Below are 26,658 nucleotides of genomic sequence, written 5' to 3' on the forward strand. Positions count from 1 at the left end.
TTCACGGTGCCGCACGCGCTTCTCCTAGGGTGTCCCGCAGTGACTTCCTTCGATACCTCTCCCCAACTCAACGTCTGGCGCGCACTGCTTGCGCTGGCCGTCGTGTTCGTCATGCTGGCCACCACCGGCTGGACCGCGGTGCGTCATCAGCGAGGCGTCACATCTCCGCTCCAGACCGCGCTCACCTCTTGGGAGCACGGCCGGATAAATGGACATGCCTTGCCCGCGCACGACGGTTCCCCCACCCGCCTCGCGCATTTCTTCGGCTCGTTGAGCGCGCACCAGCGCGGCGAGCTCGCCGCCCGGTATCCGCTCGCGGTCGGCAACATGAACGGCGCCCCTACAGAGCTGCGATATCGCGCCAACCACGTCGCACTCGACCAGGCCCGCCGGGTCGAGCACAGGCGTATGTACGACAACCGGTTGTCGTCCGTCGGTCACGCCGACGCGAAAAAGCGCATGAAGAGGTTCACATCCCTGGCGAGGCCCGATCGTAAGATCCTCTCCTTCGACCCCATGGGCGGCGGCCGGGTCGCCGAGGTCTTCGGTGACCTCGGCAAGGCCCAGCGGGTGTCCGTCGTGGTGCCCGGTGTCGACACGAACGTGCTCACCTTCGAACGCACATCGCGCCAGTACTCGGCGCCCGTGGGCATGGCGCGCTCGCTGTACGGCGCCGAGCGCAGCGCCAGTCCGCACACACGTACCGCGGTTGTCGCGTGGGCCGACTACACCGCGCCGGCCGGCCTGGGCGTGGACGCCGCCACGGCGATGCGCGCCGAGGACGGAGCGGTCCGGCTCAACGCCATGCTGCGCGGTCTGCCCGGCCGGTCCTCCGTCGCCCTGTACTGCCACAGCTACGGCTCGGTGGTGTGCGGCGTCGCGGCGCACCACATGCCGGGGCGGGTCAGCGACATCGCGGTGGCGGGCAGTCCGGGCATGCGCGCCCAGAGTGCGGCGGGCCTGGACACGCACGCGCGCGTGTGGGCCACCCGCGACAAGGACGACTGGATCCAGGACATTCCCTACATGGAGGTGGGCGGTCTCGGTCATGGAGCCGACCCCGTCTCCTCCGCTTTCGGCGCGCGCGTCATGGCGGCAGGGGATTCCAAGGGCCATACCGGCTACTTCGTGCCGGGCACCGAGAGCCTCGCCAACTTCGCCGACATCGGCACCGGCGGGTACAAGACAGTGCACTGTGCCGGCGGAGGTCAGGGCTGCCTGGACGGTTTCTCCGGGAACGTCTCCGCCTGACGCGCGTAGAAAGTGCTGAAACAGCGGTCTGCCGCGATAGGCGACGGACACGCGCGCTCCGCCTACGATGAGCCACATGGGTGACGTACTGGCCGGATTTCATGCCGCCTGGGAGTTCGAGTCCGACTCCGTGCTCATCCGCTTCGAACGGGGGATCCGCACGCCGAAGCTCCTTCAGGCGCTGGGCGAACGCCGCATCCCTCTGGAAGCGGTCGCGGCGGTGACCCTGACGCCTGGGAAACGCGGGACCGTCGTGCTGCACGCGGTGCCGCGGCCGGGCGCGGACCCTCTGATGGACGCTGCCGCGGGTCAGCTCAAGGAGGGGAGCGACCCGTACCGCCTCGTGCTGCCCGCGGAGCGGGAGACGCTCGGCGAGTACTACACCGACGAGCTGCGGGCGAAGCTCTCCGACCATGAGGACATGCGTCCGGAGAGCTATCTGGTGGCTCCTCCCGAGCCGCCCCGCCAGTTCAAGGCCTACGACGGGAAGGCGACCTTCGACGGCGACGCGGTGGCATTCCGCTGGTTCTGGACCGGTGCGTCCTCCGCGAAGTGGAAGGCCGGGGACAAGACGTTCCCGATCTCGGACCTGAGCGGCGTCGAATGGCGCTCGCCCGAACTCTTCGAGGGCCATCTGCGCCTGCTGCCCCGGGACGCTTCCGGCGAGCAGCCTGGTCAGGCGGACCAGGATCCGGCCGCGGTCGTCTTCGGTCTTGGCTACGGCCCGGTGCACGAGTCGCTGCCGTTCGCCGCCTCGGTGCTGGCGGCCGTGCGCGCGTCCGGCCCCACGCCGCAGCAGGGCGGGACTTTGTGTACCGAGTCGGCGGGTCCCGGAAGGCGCGACCCTGCGGACATCGCCGACCGCATCCGACACCTGGGAGAGCTGCACCAGGCCGGTCTGGTGACCGACTTGGAATTCACGTCGAAGAAGGCCGAGCTGCTCGCCGAGCTGTGACGGCCGGGCCGCGCGGCCCGGCGCCGGGGACACGCCCGACCGCCGGTTCTCTCATACCTGGGTAGGGGGTGCGGTTGAGCACTCCAGTATGACGGCGCGATCGACCCCGGGTGTCTACGCTGATCTGGCCATGAGCACTGCACCGCCATCCCCCGAGAAGACGCCCCGCCCACCGGACGACGGTTCCGGCCGGGCGGGCTCTCGGCGCGTGACCGGGGCAGTGCGTCGGCTGGGCGACCGGCTGGCCTCGGCCGGGGCGACGCTGACCGCGGCCCTGGGCGACGACCGGTCGGAGCCCCTGCTGGCGCACGCGCCGCGCCGTTGGATGCGGCTGCTGCCCTATCTGGTCGCGCTGGGCTTCACCGCGTCGCTGATTCCGGTCACGACCCAGGTCCTGGCGAACGACTACGGGGTCAGCGGTGGCCTCGCCGCGGCGATCGGCGTGGCACAGTCCGCTCCCCTGGTCCTCGCGGTGAGCCGGCCTCTGGCCGCCTGGTACATCATGATCACCGCGGCCGTGCTGGGCACGATCCCGGTCTTCCAGGGGGACGCTCACCATCCGTCGCCGTGGACACCCATGGTGGTCGTCGGGTACCTGGTGCTGTGCATCGCGCTTGCTCTGCGAGAGAGTCGTCGCACTCTCGTCAACATCTGGCTGGTGACCGTCGCCGCCAGCATCGTGGTCGGCATGTTCCGCGACAGCACCAGCCAGGACACGGGAGTACTCCTCATCGTCCTGAGCGGTGGGGTGCTGCTCCTGGGAGCCCTGCTGCGGGAGCGCGGCGAGACCAGACGCAAGCTCGTCGTACAGGAGACGATCAGCGAGGCCGAGCGGACCCGCAGAACACTGCTCGAGGAGCGGGCCAGGATCGCGCGCGAGCTGCACGACGTCGTCGCCCACCACATGTCGGTGATCACCGTGCAGGCGGACTCCGCGCCCTACCGGCTGCAGGACCTGCCCGGCGAGGCGCGCGAGGAGTTCGAGTCGATCGCCACGGGTGCACGCGCGTCGCTGACCGAGATGCGCCGTCTCCTCGCGGTCCTGCGCAGTGAGGAGACGCAAGGTGACCTGCTGCCGCAGCCCGGCCTCGCGCACCTGCGCCAACTGGTCGAGGCGACTGTACGAGGCGGGGTGCCTGCCGAACTGTCCTATCCGGAGCTGACTCTCGTCGGGGAACTGGTCCAGGTGCCCCCGGCGGTGGACCTCTCCGCGTACCGCATCGTGCAGGAGGCGTTGTCGAACGTGGTGCGGCACGCTCCGGGTGCGCGGACTCAGGTCTCCATCGGCCTCGACGGCGACGCCCTCCTGGTGGTCGTGGTCAACGGGCCGGCGGCGGAGCCGGTGTCGCCTGTCGAGTCGACCGCCGGTACCGGGCACGGACTGATAGGGATGAACGAGCGCGTACGGTTGGTCGGCGGGACGCTGGACGTGGGCCCGCTGCCCGACGGAGGTTTCCGTGTCGCGGCCCTGCTCCCGTTGAGCGTGCCCGACTCCCCGACGGCGTAAAGGAATTCGGCACGCATGACCATCCGCGTGATCATCGTCGACGACCAGAGCATGGTGCGGGCGGGTTTCGCCGCGCTGCTCAACGCGCAGAGCGACATCGACGTCGTGGGCGAGGCCCCGGACGGCAGGGAGGGTGTCCAGGTGAGCCGCTCCACGCATCCCGATGTCGTCCTCATGGATGTGCGAATGCCCGAGATGGATGGGCTGGCCGCGACCAAGGAGCTGCTGGATCCACCTCCCGGCGTGGTGCACCGGCCGAAGGTGCTGATGCTCACCACGTTCGACGTCGACGACTATGTGTACGCCGCTCTGTGGGCGGGCGCGTCCGGGTTTCTGCTCAAGGACGCGCCACCGGCCGATCTGATCGCCGCGGTTCGTGTGATCGCAGCCGGTGAGGCACTGCTCGCTCCGACGGTCACCAAGCGTCTCATCGCGGACTTCGCCAAGACCCGCCCCGCACAGCGCAAGAGCCACTCTCCGCTGCTGAAGAGCCTGACGCCGCGTGAGGCCGAGGTTCTCGAGCTGATCGCGCGCGGGCTGTCCAACCAGGAGATCGCGCAGAAATTGGTGCTGGCCGAGCAGACGGTGAAGACCCATATCGGCCGGGTGCTGGCGAAGTTGGGTCTCCGCGACCGGGCGCAGGCCGTGATCTTCGCGTATGAATCGGGTCTGGTCGCACCCGGCGGACAGTGAACCGCCACTCCTGAGACGCCCGACCCCCTACTGCGGTATTGGCCTGAGTACCCAGGTATCAACTGCTAGTTGGCTCCACAGTGTGACGCCCAGGCCGCGTCCGTCCTCTTACCTTCCCCTCGTCACACCACTGGACGAAGGGGAGACGGGCGATGGGCCTGAGCTCATGGAAACAACGCGGCCGTCGTGCCGTGGCAGCCGCCGCGCTCACGGCAATCGCCGTGTCCGGCACGGCGGGTTGGGCATCGGGCCAGGAGCAGCGCCCGCTCACCGGCCCTCCCCCGGGCACCGCTTCGTGGCGTGCGGACGATTCGCTGGGCCGCGGACTGCCTGACCCCGCGAGGGCCAAGCCCTCGCAAGTCGCTTTCTTCTTCCGCGGGTTGAGCGGGTCGGAACAGCACGATCTGGTCACGCGACACCCGTCGGTCGTCGGCAATCTGGACGGAGCGCCGATCGCTCTGCGGTACCAGGCGAACGCGCTGTCGCTGCGGGCCGCGCAGGACCGGGCCCGCGCCGACGCCGCGAACCGGACACTCACCGAGCGACAGCGGACCTCGGCGCGCGCGCTCGCCGACCGCTGCTCCCAACTGCTCGCGCAGGACCGCCGGATACTCGCCTTCGATCCTCGTGGGCGTGGCCAGGTCGCCGAGGTCTACGGGGACCTGGAGGCGGCTCGGCATGTCTCCGTGATCGTGCCGGGTTCCGATATCGACCTGGGCACGTTCGACCGGGCCAGGGACGTGTACGGAACGCCGACCGGGATGGCGCGCTCGCTGCACCGGGCGACGGGTGGGCAGACGGCCGTGGTGGCGTGGGCGGGATACACCACTCCGGTGGGTCTGGGCCCGGACGCGGCCACCGGCCGGCTGGCCGAGGCGGGAGCCCCCAGGCTGGCCCGCTTCACACAGGGCCTCACCGCGGCGGGCGCCCCGAAACCGGTCGTCTTCTGCCACAGCTACGGGTCAGTGGTGTGCGGGCTCGCCGCGTCCCGGCTTCCCGCAGCGGACCTTGTGGTCTTCGGTTCGCCCGGACTGCATGCCGACACGGTGACCGAACTGCACACCCGCGCCAGGGTGTGGGCGGCCCGCGACGACAGCGACTGGATCGGCAAGGTGCCGAACGTCGAGCTGTTCGGTCTTGGGCACGGAACCGACCCGACGGACGCGTCCTTCGGAGCCCACCGGGTGCCTGCCGAGCGAGCACAGGGACATACGGGCTACTTCGCGCCGGGCACGGACTCGCTGCGCGCCTTCGCCGACATCGCCACCGGAGCTGCGTCATGACCCCCACCTCTCTCCGCGCCTCCCTTTCCTCCGCCGTCACCTCGATCGACGCGAAGACCCCGGCGCACCGGGACCGGGCGGTGGACGGGCTGCGGGCGTTGGCTCTGCTCGCCGTGCCCACCGGCCACTGGCTGCTCGCCGGCTTCACGCTGGACCCACAGGGAGCCCTGCACAATGCGAGCCCGCTGAGCAGCTTCGGCTTCTTCGCGCCGCTCAGTTGGGTGTTGCAGATGCTCGGGGTCTTCTTCCTCGTCGGCGGATACGCGTCGGTCCTGTCGTTCCGTCGGGCGCGGGAGCGTGGCACGTCGACGGCCGGCTGGCTGCGAGGCAGGCTCGCCCGGCTGGGCCGGCCCGTGCTGGGTGTGACCGCGGTATGGGCCGCGATGGCCCCTCTGCTGTACGTCCTCGGGGTGCCCATGGCGACGTTGCGCACAGCTTCCACCCTGGTGATACAGCCCCTGTGGTTCGTCGGCATCTACACCGTGATCACCGCGCTCACACCGTGGTGCATCAAGGCGGCGCACAGACTCGGCGCCTGGTCCGCGGTCCCACTGATCGGATCGGTCGCCGTCGTCGACTTCCTCCGATACGGCCCCTTCTCCTCGGCCATGCCGTCGTGGTTGAGCCTGCTCAATCTCCTTCCGGGCTGGATGTTCGCCTACCAACTCGGTGTCTGCTGGGGTGAGAAGAGGCTCGGCAAGCGGGGGGCCTGGGCACTGCTCGCCGGTGGAACGGCTCTGTTCGCGGCCTTGTTGCTGCTCTTCCACTACCCGGCGTCGATGGTCGGGGTACCTGGCGAGGCACGGACGAACTCGCACCCGCCGTCGCTGTTGGTCCTCGCCCTCGCGGCCGCACAGAGCGGCGCGGCGATTCTGGTGCGGGACCGCCTGGGCAAGCTGCTGCGCCGGCCAGCCCTGTGGGCACCGGTCGTGGTCATCAACCTGTCGGCGATGACCATCCTGTGCTGGCACCAGACGGCGCTGCTCGTGGCGGCGATACCCGGCTCGTTCGCCGGCGCGATACCGGGCCTCACGACGGCACCGGACACGCTCGCCTGGATAGCGGTCCGCCTTGCGTGGCTGCCGCTGATCGCGACCTTGCTCGTCCTGATAGGACGCTATGCGCGGGGCTTCGAGTCACCGTGGAAGCGGGTGAGTCGGGGGCGGCGGGCGCTGGCAGGACTGCTCGCCGCCGGGTTCGCGGTGTTCGCGCTGGGGCTGGCGTGAGCAGCACCGGTGGCCCACAGGCCCAGGCCGTCCCCAACTAGCCGAGGTTTATCAGCCCACCACGGGCCCGTTGCTTCTCAACTCAACAGTGAGAATGCGCCGCTGCTCGCCCGCCCGCCGGCCCGCGGCGTCCGCTCCGGGCTGCGCATGCGGTTCACGCGCTCTCCGGCGCCGGGCGGGCGCCCGCATAGAAGTCGATCTTGTAGTCCAGCACGGCCAAAGTGTCCTGCAGCTCCGCCACCCGGTTCAGGACATCACGGCGGGTCGCTTCGAGCAGTTCCCTGCGCTCGTCGAAGGTCTGCTCACCCTGGCGCACGAGCTCGGCGTAGCGCACCATGTCGGCCACCGGCATCCCGGTGAGCCGTAGCTTGCCGACGAGCGCCAGCCAGTCCAGGTCACGGTTGCTGTAGCGGCGCTGCCCGGTGTGCGAGCGGTCGACGTCGGGCATCAGGCCGATCCGCTCGTACCAGCGCAAGGTGTGGGCGGTCAGTCCGGTGAGGGCGACGACCTCGCTGATGGTGTAGTGGTCCTGCCCCTCCGGGCGGGGGTGCGAGGGTGGCGCCGAGGCGCAGTTGTCGGTCTTCCGGGTCGCTGCGCGGGACCGGGGCGTGGTCTCCATCACCGTCATGGCCCCCACGCTAGAACCTTGGAGTGCACTCCAAGCAAGCACGGCAAACAAATATCGGGACGACACCTCGAATACGGTCCGGCTACGGTGCGGGCCATGACTGCCGTACGCCGCGCCACGCCTGCCGACGCCGAGGAACTGGTCCGCCTGCGCAAGATCATGCTCGACGCGATGAGACCGAGCGACGACGTGGAGTGGCAGCCGTACACGGCGCGGGCCCTGCGGTCCCATCTGGCCGACGAGGGTGGCCCGTTGGCGGCGTTCGTGGTCGAGGCGCCGGATGTTCCAGGCGCGCTCGCGGCCTGTGTGACCGGCACGGTCAACCTCAGCCTGGGCAGCCCCGGAAACCCGGAGGGCACTTCGGGGCACGTCTTCAATGTCTGCACCGATCCGGCGTACCGGCGCCGCGGCTACTCGCGGGCCTGCATGGATGCGCTGCTGGCCTGGTTCAAGGAGCGGGCCGTGCGCCGCATCGACCTGCACGCCTCCGCCGAGGGTGAGCCGCTGTACTCCTCCCTCGGATTCGCTCGCACTCCCGCGCCCGCGATGAGGCTGACTCTGTGACGACTTCGGCGAGGAATTAGGCTCGTGGGCATGCAGAGCCTCGCGTTGATCGAGAACTGGCCGGTACCGACCGCCGCAGCAGCCGTCGTCCGTGCGGACGGCACGGTACTGGGGACCTGGGGTCCCACGGCCCACCGTTTCCCGCTGGCCTCGGTCACCAAGCCGCTCGCGGCCTACGCGGCACTGGTCGCGTACGAGGAAGGGGCGATCGAGCTCGAGGACCCGGCCGGGCCCGAGGGCTCGACGGTCCGGCATCTGCTGGCCCACACCAGCGGGCTCGCCTTCGACGAGCACAGGACGACGTCGGAGCCGGGAACCCGGCGGCTGTACTCGAACGCGGGCTTCGAGGTGCTCGGGGACCACATCGCGAAGGCGACGGACATTCCGTTCGGCGAGTACCTGCGCCAGGCCGTGCTCGAACCGCTGGGGATGACGGCGACGGCGCTCGACGGATCGCCCGCCAAAGACGGTGTGTCGACGGTGGACGACCTGGTGCGGTTCGCCGCCGAGGTGCAGGCGCCTCGGTTGCTCGACCCGCGGACCGTGGCCGAGGCGATGACCGTGCAGTACCCGGGCACGAATGGCGTGCTTCCGGGGTACGGGCACCAGAACCCGAACGACTGGGGCCTTGGCTTCGAGATCCGGGGCCACAAGTCGCCCCACTGGACGGGGAGTTCGTCGTCGCCGCGGACGTTCGGGCACTTCGGGCAGTCGGGCACGTTCCTGTGGGTGGACCCAGATGCCGGGGTGGCCTGTGTGGCTCTGACGGACAGGGCGTTCGGGCCGTGGGCGGCCGAGGTGTGGCCGCCGTTCACCGACGCGGTGCTCGCGGAGATCTGACCGCGGACCGGGCGCCTCGGCTCGGGCACCTCGCGCACCTCGGTCACCTCGGGGCCCTCTGGTCACCCGGCCCGGGTCACCCGTCCATCTCCCAGATCAGCAGCTGCGCCTCCGTCGCCGCCAGCACCTCGAGGCCGGTCTCCGCGGTGATGCGGGCGGCGTCCCCGTCGGCCAACTCCGTGTCCCCGAGCCGAACTTCACCCTCGACCACGTGAATGTAGACGTGGGGGGCGGCCGGCACCTCTCCTCGCTCGCCCGCCGCCAGGCGCCGGACGTGCAGCATGGCGCCCGCAGCGGGGACGTCGTAGGGGGTGGAGTCCGCGATGCCGTGCACCACCTCGTACGCCGGGTCGCCTCCCGGGTCGAGGGGGGCGAGCCACATCTGGACGAAGGTGAGGGGCTCGACGCCGTCGTTGCGTTCGACGTGGCGGACGCCGCCGCCGGAGCTCAGACGCTGCACGTCGCCGGGGCGGACCACCGACTCGTGGCCGGTGGAGTCGCGGTGGGTGAGCTCACCGGTGACGACCCAGGTGACGATCTCCGTGTGGCTGTGGGGGTGTTCGTCGAAGCCGGCGCCCGGCGCGAGGCGTTCCTCGTTGCAGGCGAGGATCGCGCCGAAGCGCAGGTTGTCCGGGTCGTAGTGCGGGCCGAAGGAGAACGCGTGGAGGGATTCGATCCCCTCCTCGGGTTCGCCACCGGGGTAGCGGTCGCCGGAGCGACGTACGTCAATCATGCAGGTTCGTCTCCTGGCAGCACCGCGGGCCTGGCCGCGGCCCGTACGCGGGTCTGTCGTTCCGGCTGGGGGGTCCGGGGGTCACGCGGTACACGGTAGCCGTCGTTTCCGGCCTTTCGGCGGGCTCGCCTCGGACCCTCCACTCCGCTGAGGCGTCCCGATAAGGCAGTCTTGTCCCCGTGCCCCAATCGGAATCAGAGCAGCCCTCAGCGAACGAACCGACGGCCCGTCCAGGCGGCCCGGCGGAGCCTCACCCGCACTCGGCGACCCTGAAGCGCCTGGAGAAATCGTCCGGGGCACTCGCCGCGCAGGCGATTACGCGCATGGACGAGACGTTGTCCTGGTACCGGGCGATGCCTCCGGAGAACCGGTCGTGGATCGGTCTGGTGGCGCAGGCGGGTATCGCCGCGTTCACCGAGTGGTTCCGGCACCCGGACGCCCCGCAGGCCATCTCGACCGATGTGTTCGGCACCGCGCCCCGGGAGTTGACCCGGGCGATCACGCTGCGCCAGACGGTGGAGATGGTGCGGACGACGATCGAGGTCATGGAGTCCGCGATCGACGAGGTGGCGGCGCCCGGCGACGAGAGCGTGCTGCGGGAGGCGCTGCTCGTGTACGCGCGGGAGATCGCGTTCGCGACCGCCCAGGTGTACGCGCAGGCGGCGGAGGCGCGGGGCGCCTGGGACGCGCGGCTCGAGTCGCTCGTGGTGAACGCCGTGCTGTCCGGGGAGGCCGACGAGGGCGCGATCAGCCGGGCCGCGGCGCTCGGCTGGAACTCCCCCGAGCACGTGTGCGTGGTGCTCGGCACGGCACCCGACGGGGACAGCGAGCTGACAGTGGAGGCGATCCGGCGGGCCTCGCGCCACGCCAAGCTGCAGGTCCTGACCGGGGTGCTCGGGAACCGGCTCGTCGTGATCGCGGGTGGCAGCGACAATCCGCTGGCCGTGGCGAAGTCGCTGATCGGGCCGTTCGCGGCGGGGCCCGTGGTCGCCGGGCCCGTGGTGCCGGACCTGTTGGCCGCCACCCGGTCCGCTCAGGCCGCGGCCGCCGGGCTCAAGGCGTGTGGCGCCTGGCAGGACGCTCCGCGTCCGGTTCTCGCGGACGATCTGCTTCCGGAGCGCTCGATCGCCTCGGACCCCGCCGCGCGGGACCAGTTGGTGGAGGAGATCTACAGACCGCTCGAGGAGGCGGGCTCGGCGCTCCTCGAGACGCTCAGCGTCTATCTGGAACAGGCAAGCAGTCTGGAGGGCGCGGCCCGGATGCTCTTCGTGCATCCGAATACCGTCCGCTACCGGCTCCGACGTGTGACCGACGTCACCGGGTGGTCGCCCTCGGACGTCCGCTCGGCGTTCACCCTGCGCATCGCCCTCATCCTGGGGCGTCTGGCCGAGGCCGATCCCCAGCCGTAGGCTTTTGTCGGGGGTCTACAATTCCCCCTTCGGTTCTTCGTCCCTGTCCCCACCGGCGGCCCAACCCGTCCCCAAGAGAGAGTGTGAGAGTGCTCGTACTCGTCGCTCCCGGCCAAGGCGCCCAGACGCCCGGCTTCCTGACTCCCTGGCTCGAACTCCCCGGTGCCGCGGACCGCGTTGCCGCGTGGTCCGACGCCATCGGCCTCGACCTTGCCCACTACGGCACGCAGGCCGACGCGGACGCGATCCGTGACACGGCCGTGGCCCAGCCGCTCCTTGTCGCGGCCGGGCTGCTCTCGGCCTCCGCTCTCGGCGATGTGACGCCGGGCGCCGTGGCGGGGCACAGCGTCGGTGAGATCACCGCCGCCGCGTTCGCGGGGGTGCTCGACGAGGCCGCCGCGCTGAAGCTCGTGCGCACGCGCGGTCTGGCCATGGCCGAGGCCGCGGCGATCACGGAGACGGGGATGTCGGCGCTGCTCGGCGGCGACCCCGAGGTCACCGTCCCGCACCTGGAGAAGCTCGGCCTGACGCCGGCGAATGTGAACGGCGCGGGCCAGATCGTGGCCGCCGGCACGCTGGAGGAGTTGGCGGCGCTCGAGTCCGACAAGCCCGAGGGCGTGCGCCGCGTGGTGCCGCTGAAGGTGGCGGGAGCGTTCCACACCCGGCACATGGCTCCGGCCGTGGCGAAGCTGGAGGAGGCCGCCAAGGAGCTGGCCCCGGCCGATCCCACGGTCGCGTACGTGTCGAACAGGGACGGCAAGGCCGTCGCATCCGGTGCCGAGGTGGTCTCCCGCCTGGTCGGCCAGGTCGCGAACCCCGTCCGCTGGGACCTGTGCATGGAGACGTTCAAGGAACTCGGCGTGACCGCGCTCATCGAGGTGTGCCCGGGCGGCACCCTCACCGGGATCGCCAAGCGCGCGCTCCCCGGCGTCAAGACTCTCGCCCTGAAGACCCCCGACGACCTCGACGCAGCCCGCGCCCTGATCGCCGAAACAGCCGCAGCAGCCACGGCCTGACAAGGAGATCCGAGCAGCATGTCGAAGATCAAGCCCAGCAAGGGTGCCCCGTACGCGCGCATCCTCGGCGTCGGCGGCTACCGTCCGACCCGGGTCGTGCCCAACGAGGTGATCCTCGAGAAGATCGACTCGTCCGACGAGTGGATCCGCTCGCGCTCCGGCATCGCCACCCGTCACTGGGCCAGTGACGAGGAGACCGTGGCGATGATGTCGGTCGAGGCGTCCGGCAAGGCCATCGCCGACGCGGGCATCCGGCCGGAGCAGATCGGTGCCGTGGTCGTGTCGACCGTCTCGCACTTCGCGCAGACGCCGGCCATCGCGACGGAGATCGCGGACAAGCTCGGCACGGCCAAGGCCGCCGCGTTCGACATCTCCGCGGGCTGCGCCGGCTTCGGCTACGGCCTGACGCTCGCCAAGGGCATGATCGTCGAGGGCAGCGCGGAGCACGTGCTCGTCATCGGCGTGGAGCGGCTGTCCGACCTCACCGACCTGGAGGACCGCGCGACGGCCTTCCTGTTCGGCGACGGCGCCGGTGCCGTGATCGTCGGCCCGTCCCAGGAGCCCGAGATCGGCCCGACCGTGTGGGGCTCCGAGGGCGACAAGGCCGGCACCATCAAGCAGACCGTGCCGTGGGACGCGTACGCGATCGGCGATGTCTCGCAGTTGCCGCTGGATTCCCAGGGCAACGTCAAGTTCCCTGCGATCACGCAGGAGGGCCAGGCGGTGTTCCGCTGGGCCGTGTTCGAGATGGCGAAGGTCGCCCAGCAGGCGCTGGACGCGGCCGGGATCAACCCGGACGACCTGGATGTCTTCATTCCCCACCAGGCCAACGAGCGGATCATCGACTCGATGGTGAAGACTCTGAAACTGCCGGAGCATGTCACGGTCGCCCGTGACATCCGCACCACCGGCAACACGTCGGCCGCCTCGATTCCGCTCGCGATGGAGCGGCTTCTGGCGACCGGCGAGGCGAAGAGCGGCGACACCGCGCTCGTCATCGGCTTCGGGGCGGGTCTCGTGTACGCCGCCACGGTCGTTACCCTCCCCTAGGCAACTCGTCCGGATCTTCGGATCCGCACCGTTGCCGCCACACCCTCTGGATACACACCGAAGGAGCGCCACAATGGCCGCCACGCAGGAAGAGATCGTCGCCGGTCTCGCCGAGATCGTTAACGAGATCGCCGGGATCCCCACCGAGGACGTCGAGCTGAGCAAGTCCTTCACCGATGACCTGGACGTCGACTCGCTGTCCATGGTCGAGGTCGTCGTCGCCGCCGAAGAGCGCTTCGACGTGAAGATCCCGGACGACGACGTCAAGAACCTCAAGACCGTCGGCGACGCCACGAAGTACATCCTCGACCACCAGGCTGCCTGAGCCTCAGGCTCAGCCCGTTGGTCAGTCGCTCCGCCACCCGGCGGTGGCGCCGCTGAATCCCTCGGATCCGTTGGAGAAAGAATTCCTGTGAGCTCGACCAATCGCACCGTGGTCGTCACCGGTATCGGCGCAACCACACCGCTGGGTGGCGACGCGACGTCCACCTGGGAGGGACTGGTCGCCGGACGTTCCGGCGTCAAGCCCCTCGACCAGGAGTGGGCCGCCGACCAGGCGGTTCGCATCGCCGCGCCGGTCGCCGTGGAGCCGGGTGAGGTCATCCCCCGCCCGCAGGCCCGCAAGCTGGACCGGTCCGCTCAGTTCGCGCTGATCGCCGCCAAGGAGGCGTGGGCCGACGCCGGTTTCACCGACAAGGCGGGCGACGACCCGAATGTCGACCCCGACCGTCTCGGCGCCGTCATCGCGTCCGGCATCGGCGGCGTGACCACGCTCCTCGACCAGTACGACGTGCTGAAGGAGAAGGGCGTACGCCGCGTCTCCCCGCACACCGTGCCGATGCTGATGCCCAACGGCCCTTCGGCCAACGTGGGCCTGGCCGTGAACGCCCGCGCGGGTGTGCACACGCCGGTCTCCGCCTGCGCCTCCGGCGCCGAGGCCATCGGCTACGGCATCGAGATGATCCGCACGGGCCGCGCCGACGTCGTCGTCTGCGGTGGCACGGAGGCGGCCATCCACCCGCTGCCCATCGCCGCATTCGGCAACATGATGGCGATGTCGAAGAACAACGACGACCCGCAGGGTGCGTCGCGCCCCTACGACACGGCCCGGGACGGCTTCGTCCTCGGTGAGGGCGCGGGCGTCATCATCCTGGAGTCGGCCGAGCACGCCGCCAAGCGCGGCGCCCGCGTCTACGCGGAGGCCGTCGGCCAGGGCATCTCCGCCGACAGCCACGACATCGTGCAGCCGGAGCCGGAGGGCCGCGGTATCGCGCACGCCCTGCAGAACCTGCTGGACAACACCGACCTGGACCCGTCGGAGATCGTTCACGTCAACGCGCACGCGACGTCGACGCCCGCCGGTGACATCGCCGAGCTGAAGGCGCTGCGCAAGGTGTTCGGTGACGAGGCCGACCACTTCGCCGTCTCCGGCACCAAGTCGATGACCGGGCATCTGCTCGGCGGCGCCGGTGGTGTCGAGTCCGTGGCGTCGGTGCTCGCGCTGTACAACCGCGTGGCTCCGCCGACCATCAACGTCGACAACCTCGACCCGGAGGCCGTGGGCACCGCCGACGTCGTCCGTGGTGAGGCGCGCAAGCTGCCGGTCGACGGCCGGATCGCCGCGTTGAACGACTCGTTCGGCTTCGGTGGGCACAATGTGGTGTTGGCCTTCCGCACGATCTAGCGCTCCGCTGAACGTGGGAGTGGGCCCGCCCCGGGTTTCCGGGGCGGGCCCACCTCTTTTCGCCTGAGCGTGTGGCGCGGATGCCTGTATCGCGTGTGCGGTTCTCGTCGGTGCCGGTTTGCGCAGTTCCCCGCGCCCCTAAAAGATGCGCCCACGCGGCGGAGCCGCAAATTGACACAGCCCCGCGCCCCTAAAATGCTCCTCCCGGAGCCCCTGCAGAGCCCTCACACCACCTGGTGGAGCCAGCGGACCGGGGCGCCCTCGCCTGCGTAGCGGAAGGGCTCGAGTTCGTCGTCCCAGGGTTTGCCGAGGAGGGTCGCGAGTTCGGCTTCCAGGTCTGTCTTGTCGGCCTTGGAGCGGGTCAGTGCGGCGCGCAGGCGGTCCTCCGGGATGAGGATGTCGCCGTGGATGCCGGTGATGGCGTGGAAGATGCCGAGTTCGGGGGTGGCGCTGTAGCGCTCGCCCTCGGCGGCGGTGCAAGGTTCGGCCGTCACCTCGAAGCGCAGCAACTGCCAGCCGCGCAGCGCGGAGGCCAGCTTGGCCGCGGTGCCCGCCTCGGCCCGCCAGGAGAACTCGGATCTCCAGGTGCCCGGCGCCGCAGGCTGCCTGATCCAGTCGAGGCTTACGCGCGCGCCAAGTACGCCCGCGACCGCCCATTCGACGTGCGGGCACAGCGCGCGCGGAGCGGAGTGCACGTACAGAACTCCACGTGTCGTCACCGGGACCTCCAGTGTGGGTCGAGGTTCGCCTTCCCCAGCGGCCTCGCGCCCGTGCCGAGCCTTCTTCCCCTGTTGCCCGGAACGAAAAGGTCCAGACAAAAAGGGACACATCTGACGTGTAGTAATTTAGCGGAACCGGTACAGCGGACCCCCAGTGGGTCGACCGGGGATCCCGGGGCGAGGCTATCGCGCAGCAGCGCAAGGAGTGTGACGTACTGTCGGTCCCGGGGGTCACAAACACCGACCTTTCACCCGCGGGACGCAACCCCGCCCCCGCATACGACGTCAGACGGGGCGGGGCGGTGAGTAAGAGGGCAGGAGGGCTGATGCGGAAGCGTAGCGACCGGTCGTTCGCCGTTCGGGCCGCTGTCGCCGCTGTGACGGCGGCCGTGTGCGGTGTCGCCTCGCTCGCCGCGTGTGACGCCACGGGTGGCAGCTCCCCCGGCCCTTCCGGATCTCCGAGCGCCGCGAAGCCGTCACCGAAGCCCACTCCCACGTGGGACACGAAGCCCCGCTCGGTTGCCGCGGTGGGTGACTCGATCACGCGCGGCTTCGACGCGTGCTCGGTGCTCTCCGACTGCCCCAAGGCGTCGTGGGCGACGGGGACGGACAAGTCGGTCAAGAGTCTGGCGGTACGGCTGCTCGGTGAGAGCCGTGCCCAGACGCACAGTTGGAACCACGCGCGGACCGGGGCGCGGATGGCCGATCTGCCCGAGCAGATGAACCGGGCGGCGGCCGAGAAGCCGGAGCTGGTGACGGTCATGGCGGGTTCGAACGACGCGTGCCGGCCTACGGCCGCCGGAATGACCCCTGTCGCGGATTTCCGGGCCGATTTCCAGGAATCCCTGCGGCAGTTGCGGCGCACGGCACCCAAGGCGCAGGTGTACGTACTGAGCGTGCCGGACCTGAAGCGGCTCTGGTCGCAGGGGCGGGAGAATCCGCTGGGCAAGCAGGTGTGGAAGCTCGGCATCTGCGCCTCGATGCTGGCCGATCCGGACGATCTGAAGTCGGCGGCCACCGCGCGGCGGGACTCCGTGCAGGCGCGCGTGGTGGCGTACAACGAGGTGCTGCGCGAGGTCTGCGCGAAGGACAAGAAGTGCCGGTACGACGGCGGGGCCGTGTTCGGGTACAAGTTCGGGCAGGCGCAGTTGAGCGAGTGGGACTGGTTCCACCCGAGCGTGAACGGGCAGGCGCGGCTCGCCGCGCTCGCGTTCCGCGGGGTGACGGCCGAGCGGCCGTAGCAGCCTCACGGCCGGGGTCCGGGCGTGCGGGCGTAAAGTCGCGATCATGCGCAGCGAACTCTTCGGCACCCTTCCCGACCCCGACGGCACGCCCGTCCACCGCTGGACCCTGGAGCGGGACGGTGTCCGGGTACGTGTCCTGACGTACGGCGGAATCCTGCAGTCGGTGGAGGTGCCCGACCGGGACGGCGCCGTGGCCGACGTGGTGCTCGGGTTCGCCGATCTGGACGGGTATCTGGCGCACCCGGAGCCGTATCTCGGGGCGATCGTCGGGCGGTACGCGAACCGGATCGCCGGCGGCCGGTTCGAGCTGGACGGGCGGATCTACCACCTCGCGCAGAACAACGGGCCGAACGCGCTGCACGGCGGCGAGCGCGGCTTCGACAAGCGGGTCTGGAACGCGGAGGCCTCCGGCGAGTTCGGGGTGCGGCTGAGCCGTGTGTCGCCGCACGGCGAGGAGGGGTACCCGGGGCGGGTCGAGGTCTCGGTGACGTACGAGTTGGGGGCGGGCGGTGTGCTGCGGATCGGCTACGAGGCCGTGACCGATGCGCCGACGCATCTGAACCTGACCAATCACACGTACTGGAACCTCGGTGGAGCCTCCTCCGGGAGTGCGGTGGGGGGACATGAACTGCGGATCGACGGTGGGCGTGTGACGGCCGTCGACGAGGGGCTCATTCCGACCGGTGAGCTGGTGGACGTGGCCGGGACCCGGTTCGACTTCCGGGAGAGCCGGAAGGTCGGGGCCGGGTACGACCACAACTATGTGCTCGACAAGGGGGTTGGCGGTGAGGCGGTGGAGGTCGCGGAGTTGCGGGATATGGCGTCGGGGCGGGTGGTGAGTGTGGCGACGAGTGAGCCAGGTGTGCAGTTGTATACGGCGGATGGGTTCGATGGGGCGGTGGGGTTTGTGCCCGGTGGTGGGATTGCGTTGGAGACGCAGTGCTTTCCGGATTCGCCGAACCGGGTGGAGTTTCCGTCGACCGTGGTGCGGCCGGGGGATGTGTATCGGTCGGAGACGGTGTATCGGTTCGGGAACCGGGGTTGACGTTGCGGGGCTCTGCCCCGGACGCCGCTGCTCAATCGCCGCAGGGGCTTGGATTGGCTCGAGCGTCCCTGAGGCTTGAAAAGCCTGCTCAATCGCCGCAGGGGCTTTAATCGGCTGGAGTGGTGCGCAGTCGGGTGTCGGTCAGGGAGCGGCCTGCGAGGACCTCGTATGAGGCGGTCGGTACTGTCCACCCGCTCGTGGACTCGTCCCAGGTTTCGAAGGTTCGGTGGGGGATGTCGATGGTGGTCGATACGGTCTCGCCGGGGGCCGCCGTGACGGTTGTGAAGCCGGCGAGCCAGCGGGCGGGGCGGGTCGTGTCGGGGGCGGTCGGGGATACGTAGAGCTGGACGACCTCGCGGCCTGGGCGGTCACCCGTGTTGCGGATGCGGATCGTCGCCGTAGTGCCGTGGAGGTCGAGTGACTCGTACGTCCAGTCGGTGTAGCCGAGGCCGTGGCCGAAGGGGTAGGCCGGGGTCGCGCCGGACTTGTCCCAGGCGCGATAGCCGATGAAGGTGTCTTCGGTGTAGGGGAGTTGGCCGTCCACCGGTGTCACCTGCGTGACCGGGGCGTCGGCGAGTGCGCCCCACGTGGTGGGGAGGCGGCCGCCCGGTTCCTCGGCTCCGGTGAGTACGTCGGCGAGGGCGGCGCCGCCCTCCTGGCCGGGGAACCATGACAGCAGCACCGCGGCGACGTCCTCGCGCCACGGCAGCTCCACCGGGGAGCCGGAGTTGACGACGACCACGGTGTTCGGGTTGGCGGCGGCGACCGCTCGTACCAACTCGTCCTGGCGGCCGGGGAGTCGGAGGTCGGCGCGGTCGAAGCCCTCGGACTCCACGCGGTCCGTCGTGGCGACCACGACGACGGCGACCTCGGCGTCGCGCGCGGCGGCGACGGCCTCCGCGAGCAGCGCGTCCTCGTCCCGGCGCGGGTCGAGGTGCACGAGGCTGAAGAGGACGGCGGGCAGTGGCATGGCGAGGGACTTGTCGAGGGTGTGGAGGAGTGAGACGTCGACCGGGTGGCCTTCGGCCAGGGGCACCTTGCCGCGTTCTTCCGGGGCGCCGAAGAACGCCTCGAAGGGGTCGGACTCGGCGCCCATGGCCTGGACGCCCTCGTAGAGGACCGTGCCGTCGACGGTGAGGGTGAAGGCGCCGAGGCCGCGGGTGCCGAAGGCGTGGTCGCCGCTCTCGCGCGGGGTGAAGGTGCCCGTCACCTCGATGCTGTGCAGGGCGTCGTGGGTGACTCCGGGCGGCAGGTCGGCGCCGAACCACTGGACCTGGCCGTTCGGGAGCGTGCCCTCGCCGAGGACGGCGCCTTCGGCGTCGCGGCAGATGGCGCGGAGCGTGAACCCCTTGTCGGCGACGGCGAGTTCGTCGCTCGGGTCGGCGCCGACGCTGTACGTCAGGGACGGCAGCGCGGCGCTCAGGCCGTCGAGCGGCGAGACGATCCGGGGCGGGAAGACGGTGGCGGATCCACCGCCGAGGACGCGGGCGTCGCGCGCGGCGGCTCCGATGAGGGCGACCCGCGCGTCCGAACGCAGCGGCAGCACACCGGAGTTGCGGACGAGGACGAAGGCGCGGTGGGCGATCTCGCGGGCCAGGGCCTCGCCGTCGACCTCCGCCGGGAGGTCCGTGACGGCGGGTTCCGCGCCCTCCAGCGCGCCGACCCGCGCCGCGAGCCGCAGCACATTGCGTACGGCCCCGTCGACCTCGGACTCGTCGACCTCGCCGGAGCGGACTGCCTCGACCAGCGCCGGGCCGTACACCGTCAGCGGGCCGGGCATCGCGACGTCCAGGCCGCCCTTGATGTCTCCGACGGTCGAGCGGGCGGCCATCCAGTCGGAGACGTTGAAGCCGTCGAAGCCCCACTCGTCGCGCAGGATCTCGTTGACCAGGTAGCGGTGTTCGGTCATCGAGGTGCCGTTGACGGAGTTGTAGGCGGTCATGACGCCCCACGGGTGGGCGTTCTTGACGATGGCCTCGAAGGGCGCCAAGTACAGCTCGCGCAGGGCCCGTTCGGAGACCAGGTTGTTCACGGTGAAGCGGTCCGTCTCGGCGTCGTTCGCCACGTAGTGCTTCATGGTCGTGCCGACGCCGCCGGACTGGACGCCCTGGACGTAGCCGGTGCCCATGAGCCCGGCGAGGTACGGGTCCTCGCTGTACGTCTCGAAGTGCCGGCCGCCGAGCGGGGAGCGGTGCAGGTTCACGGTCGGGGCGAGCAGCACGTGGACGTTCTTGCGGCGGGCCTCCTGCGCGAGCAGCACACCCGCGCGGCGCGCGAGCGAAGGGTCCCAGGTGGCGCCGAGCGCGGTCGGGGACGGCAGCGCGATCGACGGGTCGTCGGCACTCCAGCGCACGCCGCGCACGCCGATGGGGCCGTCGGACATGACGAGGGACTTCAGGCCGATGTCGGGGACCGCGGGCAGCGACCACATGTCCTGGCCGCCGAGCAGCCGGGCCTTGGTGTCCAGATCGAGCTTGCCGAGCGCGGCCTCGACCGCCGCCTCGCGGGCCCGGTCGGCCCGCCCCCTGCCGTCGTCCGCCTGCTGCGCCATGTCGGCACCTCCTCGTCGAAGTGTGGGCACGTCCATCCTGCACCCGCGACTTGTGGAGCGGTAGGTTTTGTTATCTTGCCGTTACGAACGGGGTCGGGGAGCGCTCCGACCGTGTCGTACCGTGACCGCATGAGCAGCACCAGGACCGCCAGGAGCCAGGAACGTCGGGCCGAGATCTTGCGGGCCGCGCTCGACGTCATCGCGGAGCGCGGGTACCGGGGCGCGAGCCTGGCGGCGGTGGCCGAGCGCGTGGGACTGACCCAGCAGGGGCTGCTGCACCACTTCCCCACCAAGGAGGCGCTGCTCGTCGCCGTCCTTGAAGAGCGCGACCAGTGGGACTCGGTGCCGAGCAGCCAGTGGCGGCTCGATCTGCTCGGCACGCTGGTCGAGTACAACGCGATGCGGCCCGGGATCGTGCAGACGTTTTCGGCGCTGCTCGGCGAGTCGGTGACCGAGGGGCACCCGGCGCGGGAGTTCTTCACGCGGCGCTACGCCGACGTGCGCGGGTCGATGGCCGAGGTGCTGCGCGCCGAGTACGGGGAGCGGCTGCCGGGCGGGCTCACGCCCGAGCGGGCCGCGCCGCTGCTCGTCGCGGTGCTGGACGGCCTGCAGTACCAGTGGCTGCTCGACCCGGAGGCCGTGGACATGCCCGGCGCGGTGCGCGACTTCCTGGAGCTGCTGGCGGTCGAGGGCTAGTTGGTCCAGCCCTGACCCTGGCCTTGAACATGTCCCTGGCCATACCCCTGGCCATGAGGGGCCGGCCACTGCGCGTCGGGGCCCGGAGGCTGCGCGTGTGCCGGGTCCTGGGCCCGCGGCTCGCCCTCCAGCTCCCGCACCATCAGCGTCGCCCCCGCCACCGCCCCCGGCATCAGGAACACCGCGACGAACGGCACGAGGAACGCGAGGGCGAGCGGCGTGCCGAAGCCCCACGCGAGGCCCTTGCGGGAGCGCAACAGGGCCAGTCGTTCCCGGACTTCACGGCCCCGGCGCTGCCACGCCACCGACGTCAGCTCCTCCGTGAGGAAGTAGCCGGTGACGAAGAAGCCGATGACCGGGACCACGGTCTGGCCCACGAAGGGGATGAACCCGAGCGCGAAGAGGAGGATCGCCCAGAGGACGGCGCGCACCAGCAGCCGCAGGCTGTCGCGCGTCGAGATCCACAGTTCACGCCAGAGCGGGAGGCCGGACTCCGGCGCGTGGCCGCCGCTCTCGGTCCGGTCGACCTCCTCGGACAGCGACTCGTAGAAGGGCTGGCCGATCAGCAGGGTCACCGCGGTGAAGGTGAGCACCGCGAGAAGCAGAGCGAGGGCGAACAGGACCGCCGTGAGGAAGCCGCGGAACAGGCCCTGCCACGGGGACGTCCAGCCGTCGGCGAACGGGGTGGACCAGGAGACGAAGTCGCCGCCCCAGACCCCGAGGCAGACCAGCGCCGCCGCGTACAGGACGAGGGTGATCAGCCCGGGCAGCAGGCTCCAGCCGTACTGCTTTCCGTGCTGGGCAACCCAACGTTGCCCCTTCATCAAATAGTTGAAGCCCGCCCCGAGATCACGCATGGCGCACACCCTACGGGACGGGCTCCGGCCCCCGAAAAGTACGGGGATCAAGCTCAGACGGAGAGCGTGACCGTGATGTTGTCGCGGGTCGCCTTGGAGTACGGGCAGACCTGGTGGGCCTTCTCGATCAGGGACTTGGCGGCGGCAGCGTCCACGTTCGGGATCGCGGCCGAGATCTCGACGATGATGCCGAAGCCGTCGTCGTTCTTGCCGATGCCGACGTTGGCGGTGACGGTCGAACCGGAGACGTCGACACCCTCCTGGCGGGCGACGACGGCGAGCGCGCCCTGGAAGCAGGCGCTGTAGCCGGCCGCGAAGAGCTGCTCGGGGTTGGTGCCCTCGCCGGAGCCGCCCTGCTCCTTGGGCGGGTTGACGACGAGGTCGAGCTTGCCGTCGCTGGTGGAGACGCGGCCGTCGCGGCCGTTCTCCGCGGTGGCGGTGGCGGTGTAGACGACGTCCGACTGCGTGATGGCCATGACCGGCTCCCTCGTTCGCGCGTAATACTTTCGGTTAGCGGAACGAGGTTACCGAATCATGGAATCAATGCATGTGGCGGGGGTCACTCACAGCTTGACGATCATCTTTCCGGTGTTGTCGCCGCGCAGTACCCCGAGGAACGCCTCCAGGTTGTTCTCGACGCCCTCGACGAACGTCTCGCGGTACTTCAGCTCGCCGGAGCGCACCCAGGCGCCGACCTCCTGCACGAACTGCGGCTGCAGGTCGTAGTGGTCGCCGACGAGGAAGCCCTCGATGCGGCCGCGGGTCTGGATGAGGCGGGAGAGGTTGCGCGGGCCGGGGGCCGGCTCCGTGCTGTTGTAGACGGAGATCGCGCCGCAGATGGCGATGCGGCCGTCGCGGTTCAGGCGGGCGATGGCGGCCTCCAGGTGGTCACCGCCGACGTTGTCGAAGTAGACGTCGACACCGTCGGGAGCCGCCTCCTTCAGGAGCGTGTGGACGTCGCCCGTCTTGTAGTTGAACGCGGCGTCGAAGCCGTACTCCTCCAGGAGCAGCTTGACCTTCTCGTCCGAGCCGGCCGAGCCGATGACCCGCGAGGCGCCCTTGAGCTTGGCGATCTGGCCGACCTGGCCGCCGACCGCGCCCGCGGCGCCTGAGACGAAGACGCTGTCGCCCTCCTTGAAGTCCAGCGTGCGCAGCAGGCCCGCGTAGGCGGTGAGGCCCGTCATGCCGAGGACACCGAGGTACGTGGAGAGGGGCGCGGCGTCCGGGTCGACCTTCACGGCCTGCTTCGCGTCGAACGTCGCGTACTCGCGCCAGCCGAAGAAGTGCAGCACGTGGTCGCCCACGGACACGCCCTCGTCGTTCGACGCCAGGACGACGCCGACGGCACCGCCCTGCATGGGCTTGCCCAGCTCGTACGGGGCCACGTACGACTTCGCGGCGCTCATCCGGCCGCGCATGTACGGGTCCACGGAGACGTACAGGTTCTTGACCAGCACCTGGCCGGGGCCCGGCTCGGCCACCGGGGCCTCGCGCAGCTCGAAGTCCTCGGGCTTCGGCCACCCGACGGGGCGGCTGACCAGGGTCCACTCGCGGCCGGTGGCGGGGATCTGGGGGGTGTCGGCGGTCATGCGCTGATCCTTTGTCGAGGGGGCGGAAGCACGTGGGCCGAAGCATCCGAAAAATACTTCAGTACCTGAAACAACAATGCTCCTGAATATTTCATGATGTCAAGTAACTGGGTACTCTGGTGGACATGGCCGCAACGAATTCCCCCCGCACGGAACCGCTCACCCTCGAGGTCGTCGAGCTGATCGGGGAGATCGTCGCGCGCTACCACCAGGAGTACGAGGAGGCCGCATCGCGGCACGGGCTCACCGGCGCGCAGGCGCGGGTGCTCGGACTGCTCTCCCTGGAGCCGCTGCCGATGCGGCAGGTGGCGCAGCGGCTGAAGTGCGAGCCGTCGAACGTGACGGGGATCGTGGACCGGCTCGAGGCCCGCGACCTCGTGGAGCGGCAGCCCTCGCCGGGCGACCGCCGGGTGAAGGTGGCCGCCGCCACCGCTCAGGGGCGGCGGATCGCGCGGGCACTGCGCGAGTCGCTCGACTTCGCGCGCGAGCCGCTGGCGGGACTTTCGCAGGATGAGCGGGTCGCGTTCCGGGACATGTTGCGGCGGATGCTCGGCACGGGCTGAGACCGGCCCCTACATACACCACACCAACCCATTGACACCCCGTGAGGGTCGATTTACTGTCACGCCAGCATTTCGAACGCGTGACGACATTTCGAACAGCACAGGGGGCAACTGCCTTGCGGATCACGGGAATCAGCACGCACGTGGTCGGGACTCCGTGGCGGAACCTGACCTACGTACAGGTGCACACCGACGAAGGACTCACCGGTGTCGGCGAGACCCGGATGCTGGGCCACACCGACGCGCTCGTCGGCTACTTGCACGAGGCCCAGGCCAACCACATTGTCGGCTCCGACCCGTTCGCCGTCGAGGACCTCGTACGGCGGATGAAGTACGGCGACTACGGCCGGGCCGGCGAGATCGTCATGTCCGGCATCGCGGTGATCGAGATGGCCTGCTGGGACATCAAGGGCAAGGCCCTCGGCGTACCGGTGTGGCAGCTGCTCGGCGGCAAGGTGACCGACAGGGTCAAGGCGTACGCGAACGGCTGGTACACCACCGAGCGCACACCGGAGGCGTACCACAAGGCCGCGCAGGCGGTGGTGGAGCGCGGGTACAAGGCGCTGAAGATCGACCCGTTCGGCACCGGTCACTTCGAGCTCGACCACGAACAGTCCCTGTACGCCGTGTCGTTGATCGAGGCCGTGCGCGACGCCATCGGGCCCGAGGCCGAGTTGATGCTGGAGATGCACGGGCGGTTCTCCCCCGCCACGGCGATCCGGCTCGCCCGCGACCTGGCGCCGTTCAACCCGGCGTGGCTGGAGGAGCCGGTGCCGCCGGAGAACCTCAAGGCACTGGAGAAGGTGGCCGCGAAGGTGGAGATGCCGGTGGCGACCGGTGAGCGGATCCACGACCGGATCGAGTTCCGGGAGCTGTTCGAGAGCCAGGCCGTCGACATCCTGCAGCCGGACGTCGGCCACATCGGCGGCATCTGGGAGACGCGGAAGCTGGCCGCCACGGCGGAGACGCACTACATGCTGGTGGCTCCGCACAATGTGGGTGGGCCTGTGTTGACTGCCGCCTCCTTGCAGGTCGGGTTCTCCACTCCGAACTTCAAGATTCTTGAGCACTTCAACGACTTCGCGGACGCCGAGATCAAGAAGGTCGTGAAGGGCGCGCCGACGGTCGTCGACGGCTACTTCGAGCTGTCCCACGAGTCGGGTCTCGGTGTCGAGCTCGATGTCGACGCGGCGGCCGAATTCCCGCAGCAGCAGGCCCGGTTCGACCTGTGGGCCGAGGGCTGGGAGAAGCGCGATCCGAAGGCGGCGTCGTGAGTTCCGGCGTCGCGAGTTCCGCCGTCGTCGTCGAGGCGCCGGGCAAGCACCGGATCGTCCCGCACGAGCCGGTGGCACCGGGCCCCGGCGAGGCGCGGGTGCGGGTGCACGCCGTGGGGATCTGCGGCAGCGACCGTGAGGTGTACCAGGGCAACCGGCCCGAGGGGTACGTGCGTTACCCGCTGACGCCGGGGCACGAGTGGTCCGGCGTCGTGGACGCGGTGGGCGACGGGGTGCCCGCGTCCCTGGCCGGGCGCAAGGTCGTGGGGGAAGGCTTCCGCAACTGCCAGGTGTGCGCGCGGTGCCACGCCGGTGAGACGACGCTGTGCACCGACGGGTACGAGGAGACCGGGTTCACTCAACCGGGGGCCATGGCCGCGACGTTGACGCTTCCAGCGCGGCTGTTGCACGTGCTGCCCGACGACGCCGACCTCACCGCCGCGGCGCTGCTCGAACCCGCCGCGTGCATCGCCGCGGCCGCGCTGAAGGCGGCGGCGGTGCCGGGGCAGCGGGTGGGGGTGGTCGGGACCGGGACGCTCGGGATGTTCGCCGTGCAGTTCCTCGCGGCGGCCTCGCCGGCGGAGCTGGTGGTGGTCGGTACGCGGGGTGAACGGGTGGCGCTGGCACGGCAGTTCGGCGGCACCGACTTCCGGTTGCGTACGGATGTGCTGCCGGACGATCTCGACGTGGTGATAGAGACTGCCGGGTCCGCGTCCGCGGCGCGTACCGCCGCGTCGTTGCTGCGGCGGGGCGGGCGGCTCGTGCTCACCGGGATTCCGGCGGCCGGGGCGGCGGAGGGGCTCGACCCGACGGATCTCGTGGTGCGGCAGCTGGAGGTGCGGACGGTGTTCGGGGCGGCGGCGGATGCGTGGGGGCATGCGGTGCGGATGTTCGGGGCGGGGTTGTTGGATCCGTTGCCGCTCGTTACACATGAGGTGGCGTTGGAGCGGTTTGCCGAGGCGATCGAGTGGGTGGGGGCGGGGGACCCTGCGGTGGGCAAGGTGTTGTTGCGGCCCTAGCCACGCGGGAGGCCTGCGGCAGCGGGTGGGTGGGCCTCGCTCATCCGGAGCGTCGCGGTCGACCGGGGTCTTGTGGGGCTCTGCCCCACACCCCGCTGCTCAATCGCCGCAGGGGCTTGAAAGGCCCGCACCCCGCTGGCTCTCATCCCCGAGCGGGGCTTGAAGTGCCCGCGCCGCCCGCCCCAAGCGAGGCGGCTTGATATGGCCGACCGAGCTCAAGCGTCTCGAACCTCATCCGAAATTTCGAACGATCCGTAAAGGA

Annotated in this window: 26 protein-coding genes; 19 read left to right on the forward strand and 7 right to left on the reverse strand. The window is 70.3% G+C overall.

Features of this window, described 5'->3' with window-relative positions:
- Positions 1-39 precede the first annotated feature (39 nt).
- The 6 genes from ACWD2L_RS23700 to ACWD2L_RS23725 all read left to right on the forward strand — a co-directional run bounded on the left by ACWD2L_RS23700 (position 40) and on the right by ACWD2L_RS23725 (position 6,915).
- Positions 40-1,251, forward strand: a complete 1,212-nt coding sequence (locus ACWD2L_RS23700; protein ID WP_351332840.1) for an alpha/beta hydrolase — start codon at positions 40-42, stop codon at positions 1,249-1,251.
- Positions 1,252-1,327: 76 nt separating this feature from the next.
- Positions 1,328-2,206 (forward strand): DUF4429 domain-containing protein, encoded by an 879-nt coding sequence (locus ACWD2L_RS23705; RefSeq protein WP_351332837.1) that lies wholly within the window; start codon positions 1,328-1,330, stop codon positions 2,204-2,206.
- 130 nt (positions 2,207-2,336) lie between these two features.
- Positions 2,337-3,713, forward strand: coding sequence for a sensor histidine kinase (locus ACWD2L_RS23710; RefSeq protein ID WP_351332834.1), 1,377 nt, complete (start codon positions 2,337-2,339; stop codon positions 3,711-3,713).
- A gap of 15 nt (positions 3,714-3,728) precedes the next feature.
- Positions 3,729-4,406 carry a response regulator transcription factor gene (locus ACWD2L_RS23715; RefSeq protein ID WP_351332831.1) on the forward strand — a complete coding sequence of 226 codons (678 nt, stop codon included), beginning with the start codon at positions 3,729-3,731 and terminating at the stop codon, positions 4,404-4,406.
- Between the two features lie 152 nt (positions 4,407-4,558).
- Positions 4,559-5,689, forward strand: a complete 1,131-nt coding sequence (locus ACWD2L_RS23720) for an alpha/beta hydrolase (protein WP_351332828.1) — start codon at positions 4,559-4,561, stop codon at positions 5,687-5,689.
- Positions 5,686-6,915: an acyltransferase family protein gene (locus tag ACWD2L_RS23725; RefSeq protein ID WP_351332825.1), complete on the forward strand. Its 1,230-nt coding sequence runs from the start codon at positions 5,686-5,688 to the stop codon at positions 6,913-6,915. The genes ACWD2L_RS23720 and ACWD2L_RS23725 overlap by 4 nt, the downstream gene beginning before the upstream one ends.
- 154 nt (positions 6,916-7,069) lie before the next feature.
- On the opposite strand, the gene ACWD2L_RS23730 is transcribed toward ACWD2L_RS23725, so the two are convergent.
- Entirely contained in the window at positions 7,070-7,543 is a 474-nt protein-coding gene (locus ACWD2L_RS23730) for a MerR family transcriptional regulator (protein WP_351332823.1), read from the reverse strand.
- 96 nt (positions 7,544-7,639) lie between these two features.
- Here ACWD2L_RS23730 and ACWD2L_RS23735 point away from each other — a divergent pair, with 96 nt between their 5' ends.
- Positions 7,640-8,107: a GNAT family N-acetyltransferase gene (locus ACWD2L_RS23735; protein WP_351332820.1), complete on the forward strand. Its 468-nt coding sequence runs from the start codon at positions 7,640-7,642 to the stop codon at positions 8,105-8,107.
- Between the two features lie 24 nt (positions 8,108-8,131).
- Positions 8,132-8,947 carry a serine hydrolase domain-containing protein gene (locus ACWD2L_RS23740; protein WP_351332817.1) on the forward strand — a complete coding sequence of 272 codons (816 nt, stop codon included), beginning with the start codon at positions 8,132-8,134 and terminating at the stop codon, positions 8,945-8,947.
- A 76-nt stretch (positions 8,948-9,023) separates the two neighbouring features.
- Here the strand turns inward: ACWD2L_RS23740 and ACWD2L_RS23745 are convergent, their stop codons facing one another.
- Entirely contained in the window at positions 9,024-9,680 is a 657-nt protein-coding gene (locus ACWD2L_RS23745; RefSeq protein ID WP_351332815.1) for a pirin family protein, read from the reverse strand.
- A 179-nt stretch (positions 9,681-9,859) separates the two neighbouring features.
- On the opposite strand from ACWD2L_RS23745, the gene ACWD2L_RS23750 reads away from it, so the two are divergent.
- The 5 genes from ACWD2L_RS23750 (at position 9,860) to ACWD2L_RS23770 (ending at position 14,839) form a co-directional block, all read left to right on the forward strand.
- A complete protein-coding gene (locus ACWD2L_RS23750; protein WP_351332814.1) occupies positions 9,860-11,089 on the forward strand; it encodes a PucR family transcriptional regulator in 1,230 nt (409 codons plus the stop codon).
- Between the two features lie 89 nt (positions 11,090-11,178).
- Positions 11,179-12,105, forward strand: coding sequence for an ACP S-malonyltransferase (locus tag ACWD2L_RS23755; RefSeq protein ID WP_351332811.1), 927 nt, complete (start codon positions 11,179-11,181; stop codon positions 12,103-12,105).
- A gap of 18 nt (positions 12,106-12,123) precedes the next feature.
- On the forward strand, positions 12,124-13,155 hold the full coding sequence (locus ACWD2L_RS23760) for a ketoacyl-ACP synthase III (protein WP_351332809.1): 1,032 nt from the start codon (positions 12,124-12,126) through the stop codon (positions 13,153-13,155).
- Positions 13,156-13,228: 73 nt separating this feature from the next.
- Positions 13,229-13,480 (forward strand): acyl carrier protein, encoded by a 252-nt coding sequence (locus ACWD2L_RS23765; protein ID WP_351332807.1) that lies wholly within the window; start codon positions 13,229-13,231, stop codon positions 13,478-13,480.
- An 87-nt stretch (positions 13,481-13,567) separates the two neighbouring features.
- Positions 13,568-14,839, forward strand: a complete 1,272-nt coding sequence (locus ACWD2L_RS23770; RefSeq protein ID WP_351332805.1) for a beta-ketoacyl-[acyl-carrier-protein] synthase family protein — start codon at positions 13,568-13,570, stop codon at positions 14,837-14,839.
- 224 nt (positions 14,840-15,063) lie between these two features.
- On the opposite strand, the gene ACWD2L_RS23775 is transcribed toward ACWD2L_RS23770, so the two are convergent.
- Positions 15,064-15,558: a DUF3145 domain-containing protein gene (locus tag ACWD2L_RS23775; protein WP_351332803.1), complete on the reverse strand. Its 495-nt coding sequence runs from the start codon at positions 15,556-15,558 to the stop codon at positions 15,064-15,066.
- A 326-nt stretch (positions 15,559-15,884) separates the two neighbouring features.
- Between ACWD2L_RS23775 and ACWD2L_RS23780 the strand changes: the two genes are divergently transcribed.
- Both ACWD2L_RS23780 and ACWD2L_RS23785 read left to right on the forward strand, forming a co-directional pair.
- Positions 15,885-16,799, forward strand: a complete 915-nt coding sequence (locus tag ACWD2L_RS23780) for an SGNH/GDSL hydrolase family protein (RefSeq protein ID WP_351332801.1) — start codon at positions 15,885-15,887, stop codon at positions 16,797-16,799.
- A gap of 46 nt (positions 16,800-16,845) precedes the next feature.
- On the forward strand, positions 16,846-17,847 hold the full coding sequence (locus tag ACWD2L_RS23785; RefSeq protein ID WP_351332799.1) for an aldose epimerase family protein: 1,002 nt from the start codon (positions 16,846-16,848) through the stop codon (positions 17,845-17,847).
- 106 nt (positions 17,848-17,953) lie between these two features.
- Here the strand turns inward: ACWD2L_RS23785 and ACWD2L_RS23790 are convergent, their stop codons facing one another.
- Positions 17,954-20,398, reverse strand: a complete 2,445-nt coding sequence (locus ACWD2L_RS23790; RefSeq protein WP_351332797.1) for a beta-glucosidase family protein — start codon at positions 20,396-20,398, stop codon at positions 17,954-17,956.
- A 111-nt stretch (positions 20,399-20,509) separates the two neighbouring features.
- Here ACWD2L_RS23790 and ACWD2L_RS23795 point away from each other — a divergent pair, with 111 nt between their 5' ends.
- A complete protein-coding gene (locus ACWD2L_RS23795) occupies positions 20,510-21,094 on the forward strand; it encodes a TetR/AcrR family transcriptional regulator (RefSeq protein ID WP_351332795.1) in 585 nt (194 codons plus the stop codon).
- Here the strand turns inward: ACWD2L_RS23795 and ACWD2L_RS23800 are convergent.
- From ACWD2L_RS23800 to ACWD2L_RS23810, 3 genes are all read right to left on the reverse strand, one after another.
- On the reverse strand, positions 21,091-21,951 hold the full coding sequence (locus ACWD2L_RS23800) for an EI24 domain-containing protein (RefSeq protein ID WP_351332793.1): 861 nt from the start codon (positions 21,949-21,951) through the stop codon (positions 21,091-21,093). The genes ACWD2L_RS23795 and ACWD2L_RS23800 overlap by 4 nt on opposite strands.
- Positions 21,952-22,004: 53 nt before the next feature.
- Positions 22,005-22,427, reverse strand: a complete 423-nt coding sequence (locus tag ACWD2L_RS23805) for an organic hydroperoxide resistance protein (RefSeq protein ID WP_351332790.1) — start codon at positions 22,425-22,427, stop codon at positions 22,005-22,007.
- Between the two features lie 87 nt (positions 22,428-22,514).
- Entirely contained in the window at positions 22,515-23,540 is a 1,026-nt protein-coding gene (locus ACWD2L_RS23810; protein WP_351332787.1) for an NADP-dependent oxidoreductase, read from the reverse strand.
- 125 nt (positions 23,541-23,665) lie between these two features.
- On the opposite strand from ACWD2L_RS23810, the gene ACWD2L_RS23815 reads away from it, so the two are divergent.
- The 3 genes from ACWD2L_RS23815 (at position 23,666) to ACWD2L_RS23825 (ending at position 26,396) form a co-directional block, all read left to right on the forward strand.
- Entirely contained in the window at positions 23,666-24,103 is a 438-nt protein-coding gene (locus ACWD2L_RS23815) for a MarR family winged helix-turn-helix transcriptional regulator (RefSeq protein ID WP_351332784.1), read from the forward strand.
- A gap of 116 nt (positions 24,104-24,219) precedes the next feature.
- Complete coding sequence (locus tag ACWD2L_RS23820) at positions 24,220-25,377, forward strand: mandelate racemase/muconate lactonizing enzyme family protein (RefSeq protein ID WP_351332781.1); 1,158 nt, start codon at positions 24,220-24,222, stop codon at positions 25,375-25,377.
- Positions 25,374-26,396: a zinc-dependent alcohol dehydrogenase gene (locus tag ACWD2L_RS23825; protein WP_351332778.1), complete on the forward strand. Its 1,023-nt coding sequence runs from the start codon at positions 25,374-25,376 to the stop codon at positions 26,394-26,396. The genes ACWD2L_RS23820 and ACWD2L_RS23825 overlap by 4 nt, the downstream gene beginning before the upstream one ends.
- Positions 26,397-26,658 lie beyond the last annotated feature (262 nt).

It is taken from the genome of Streptomyces sp. NPDC002754 (assembly GCF_053592315.1).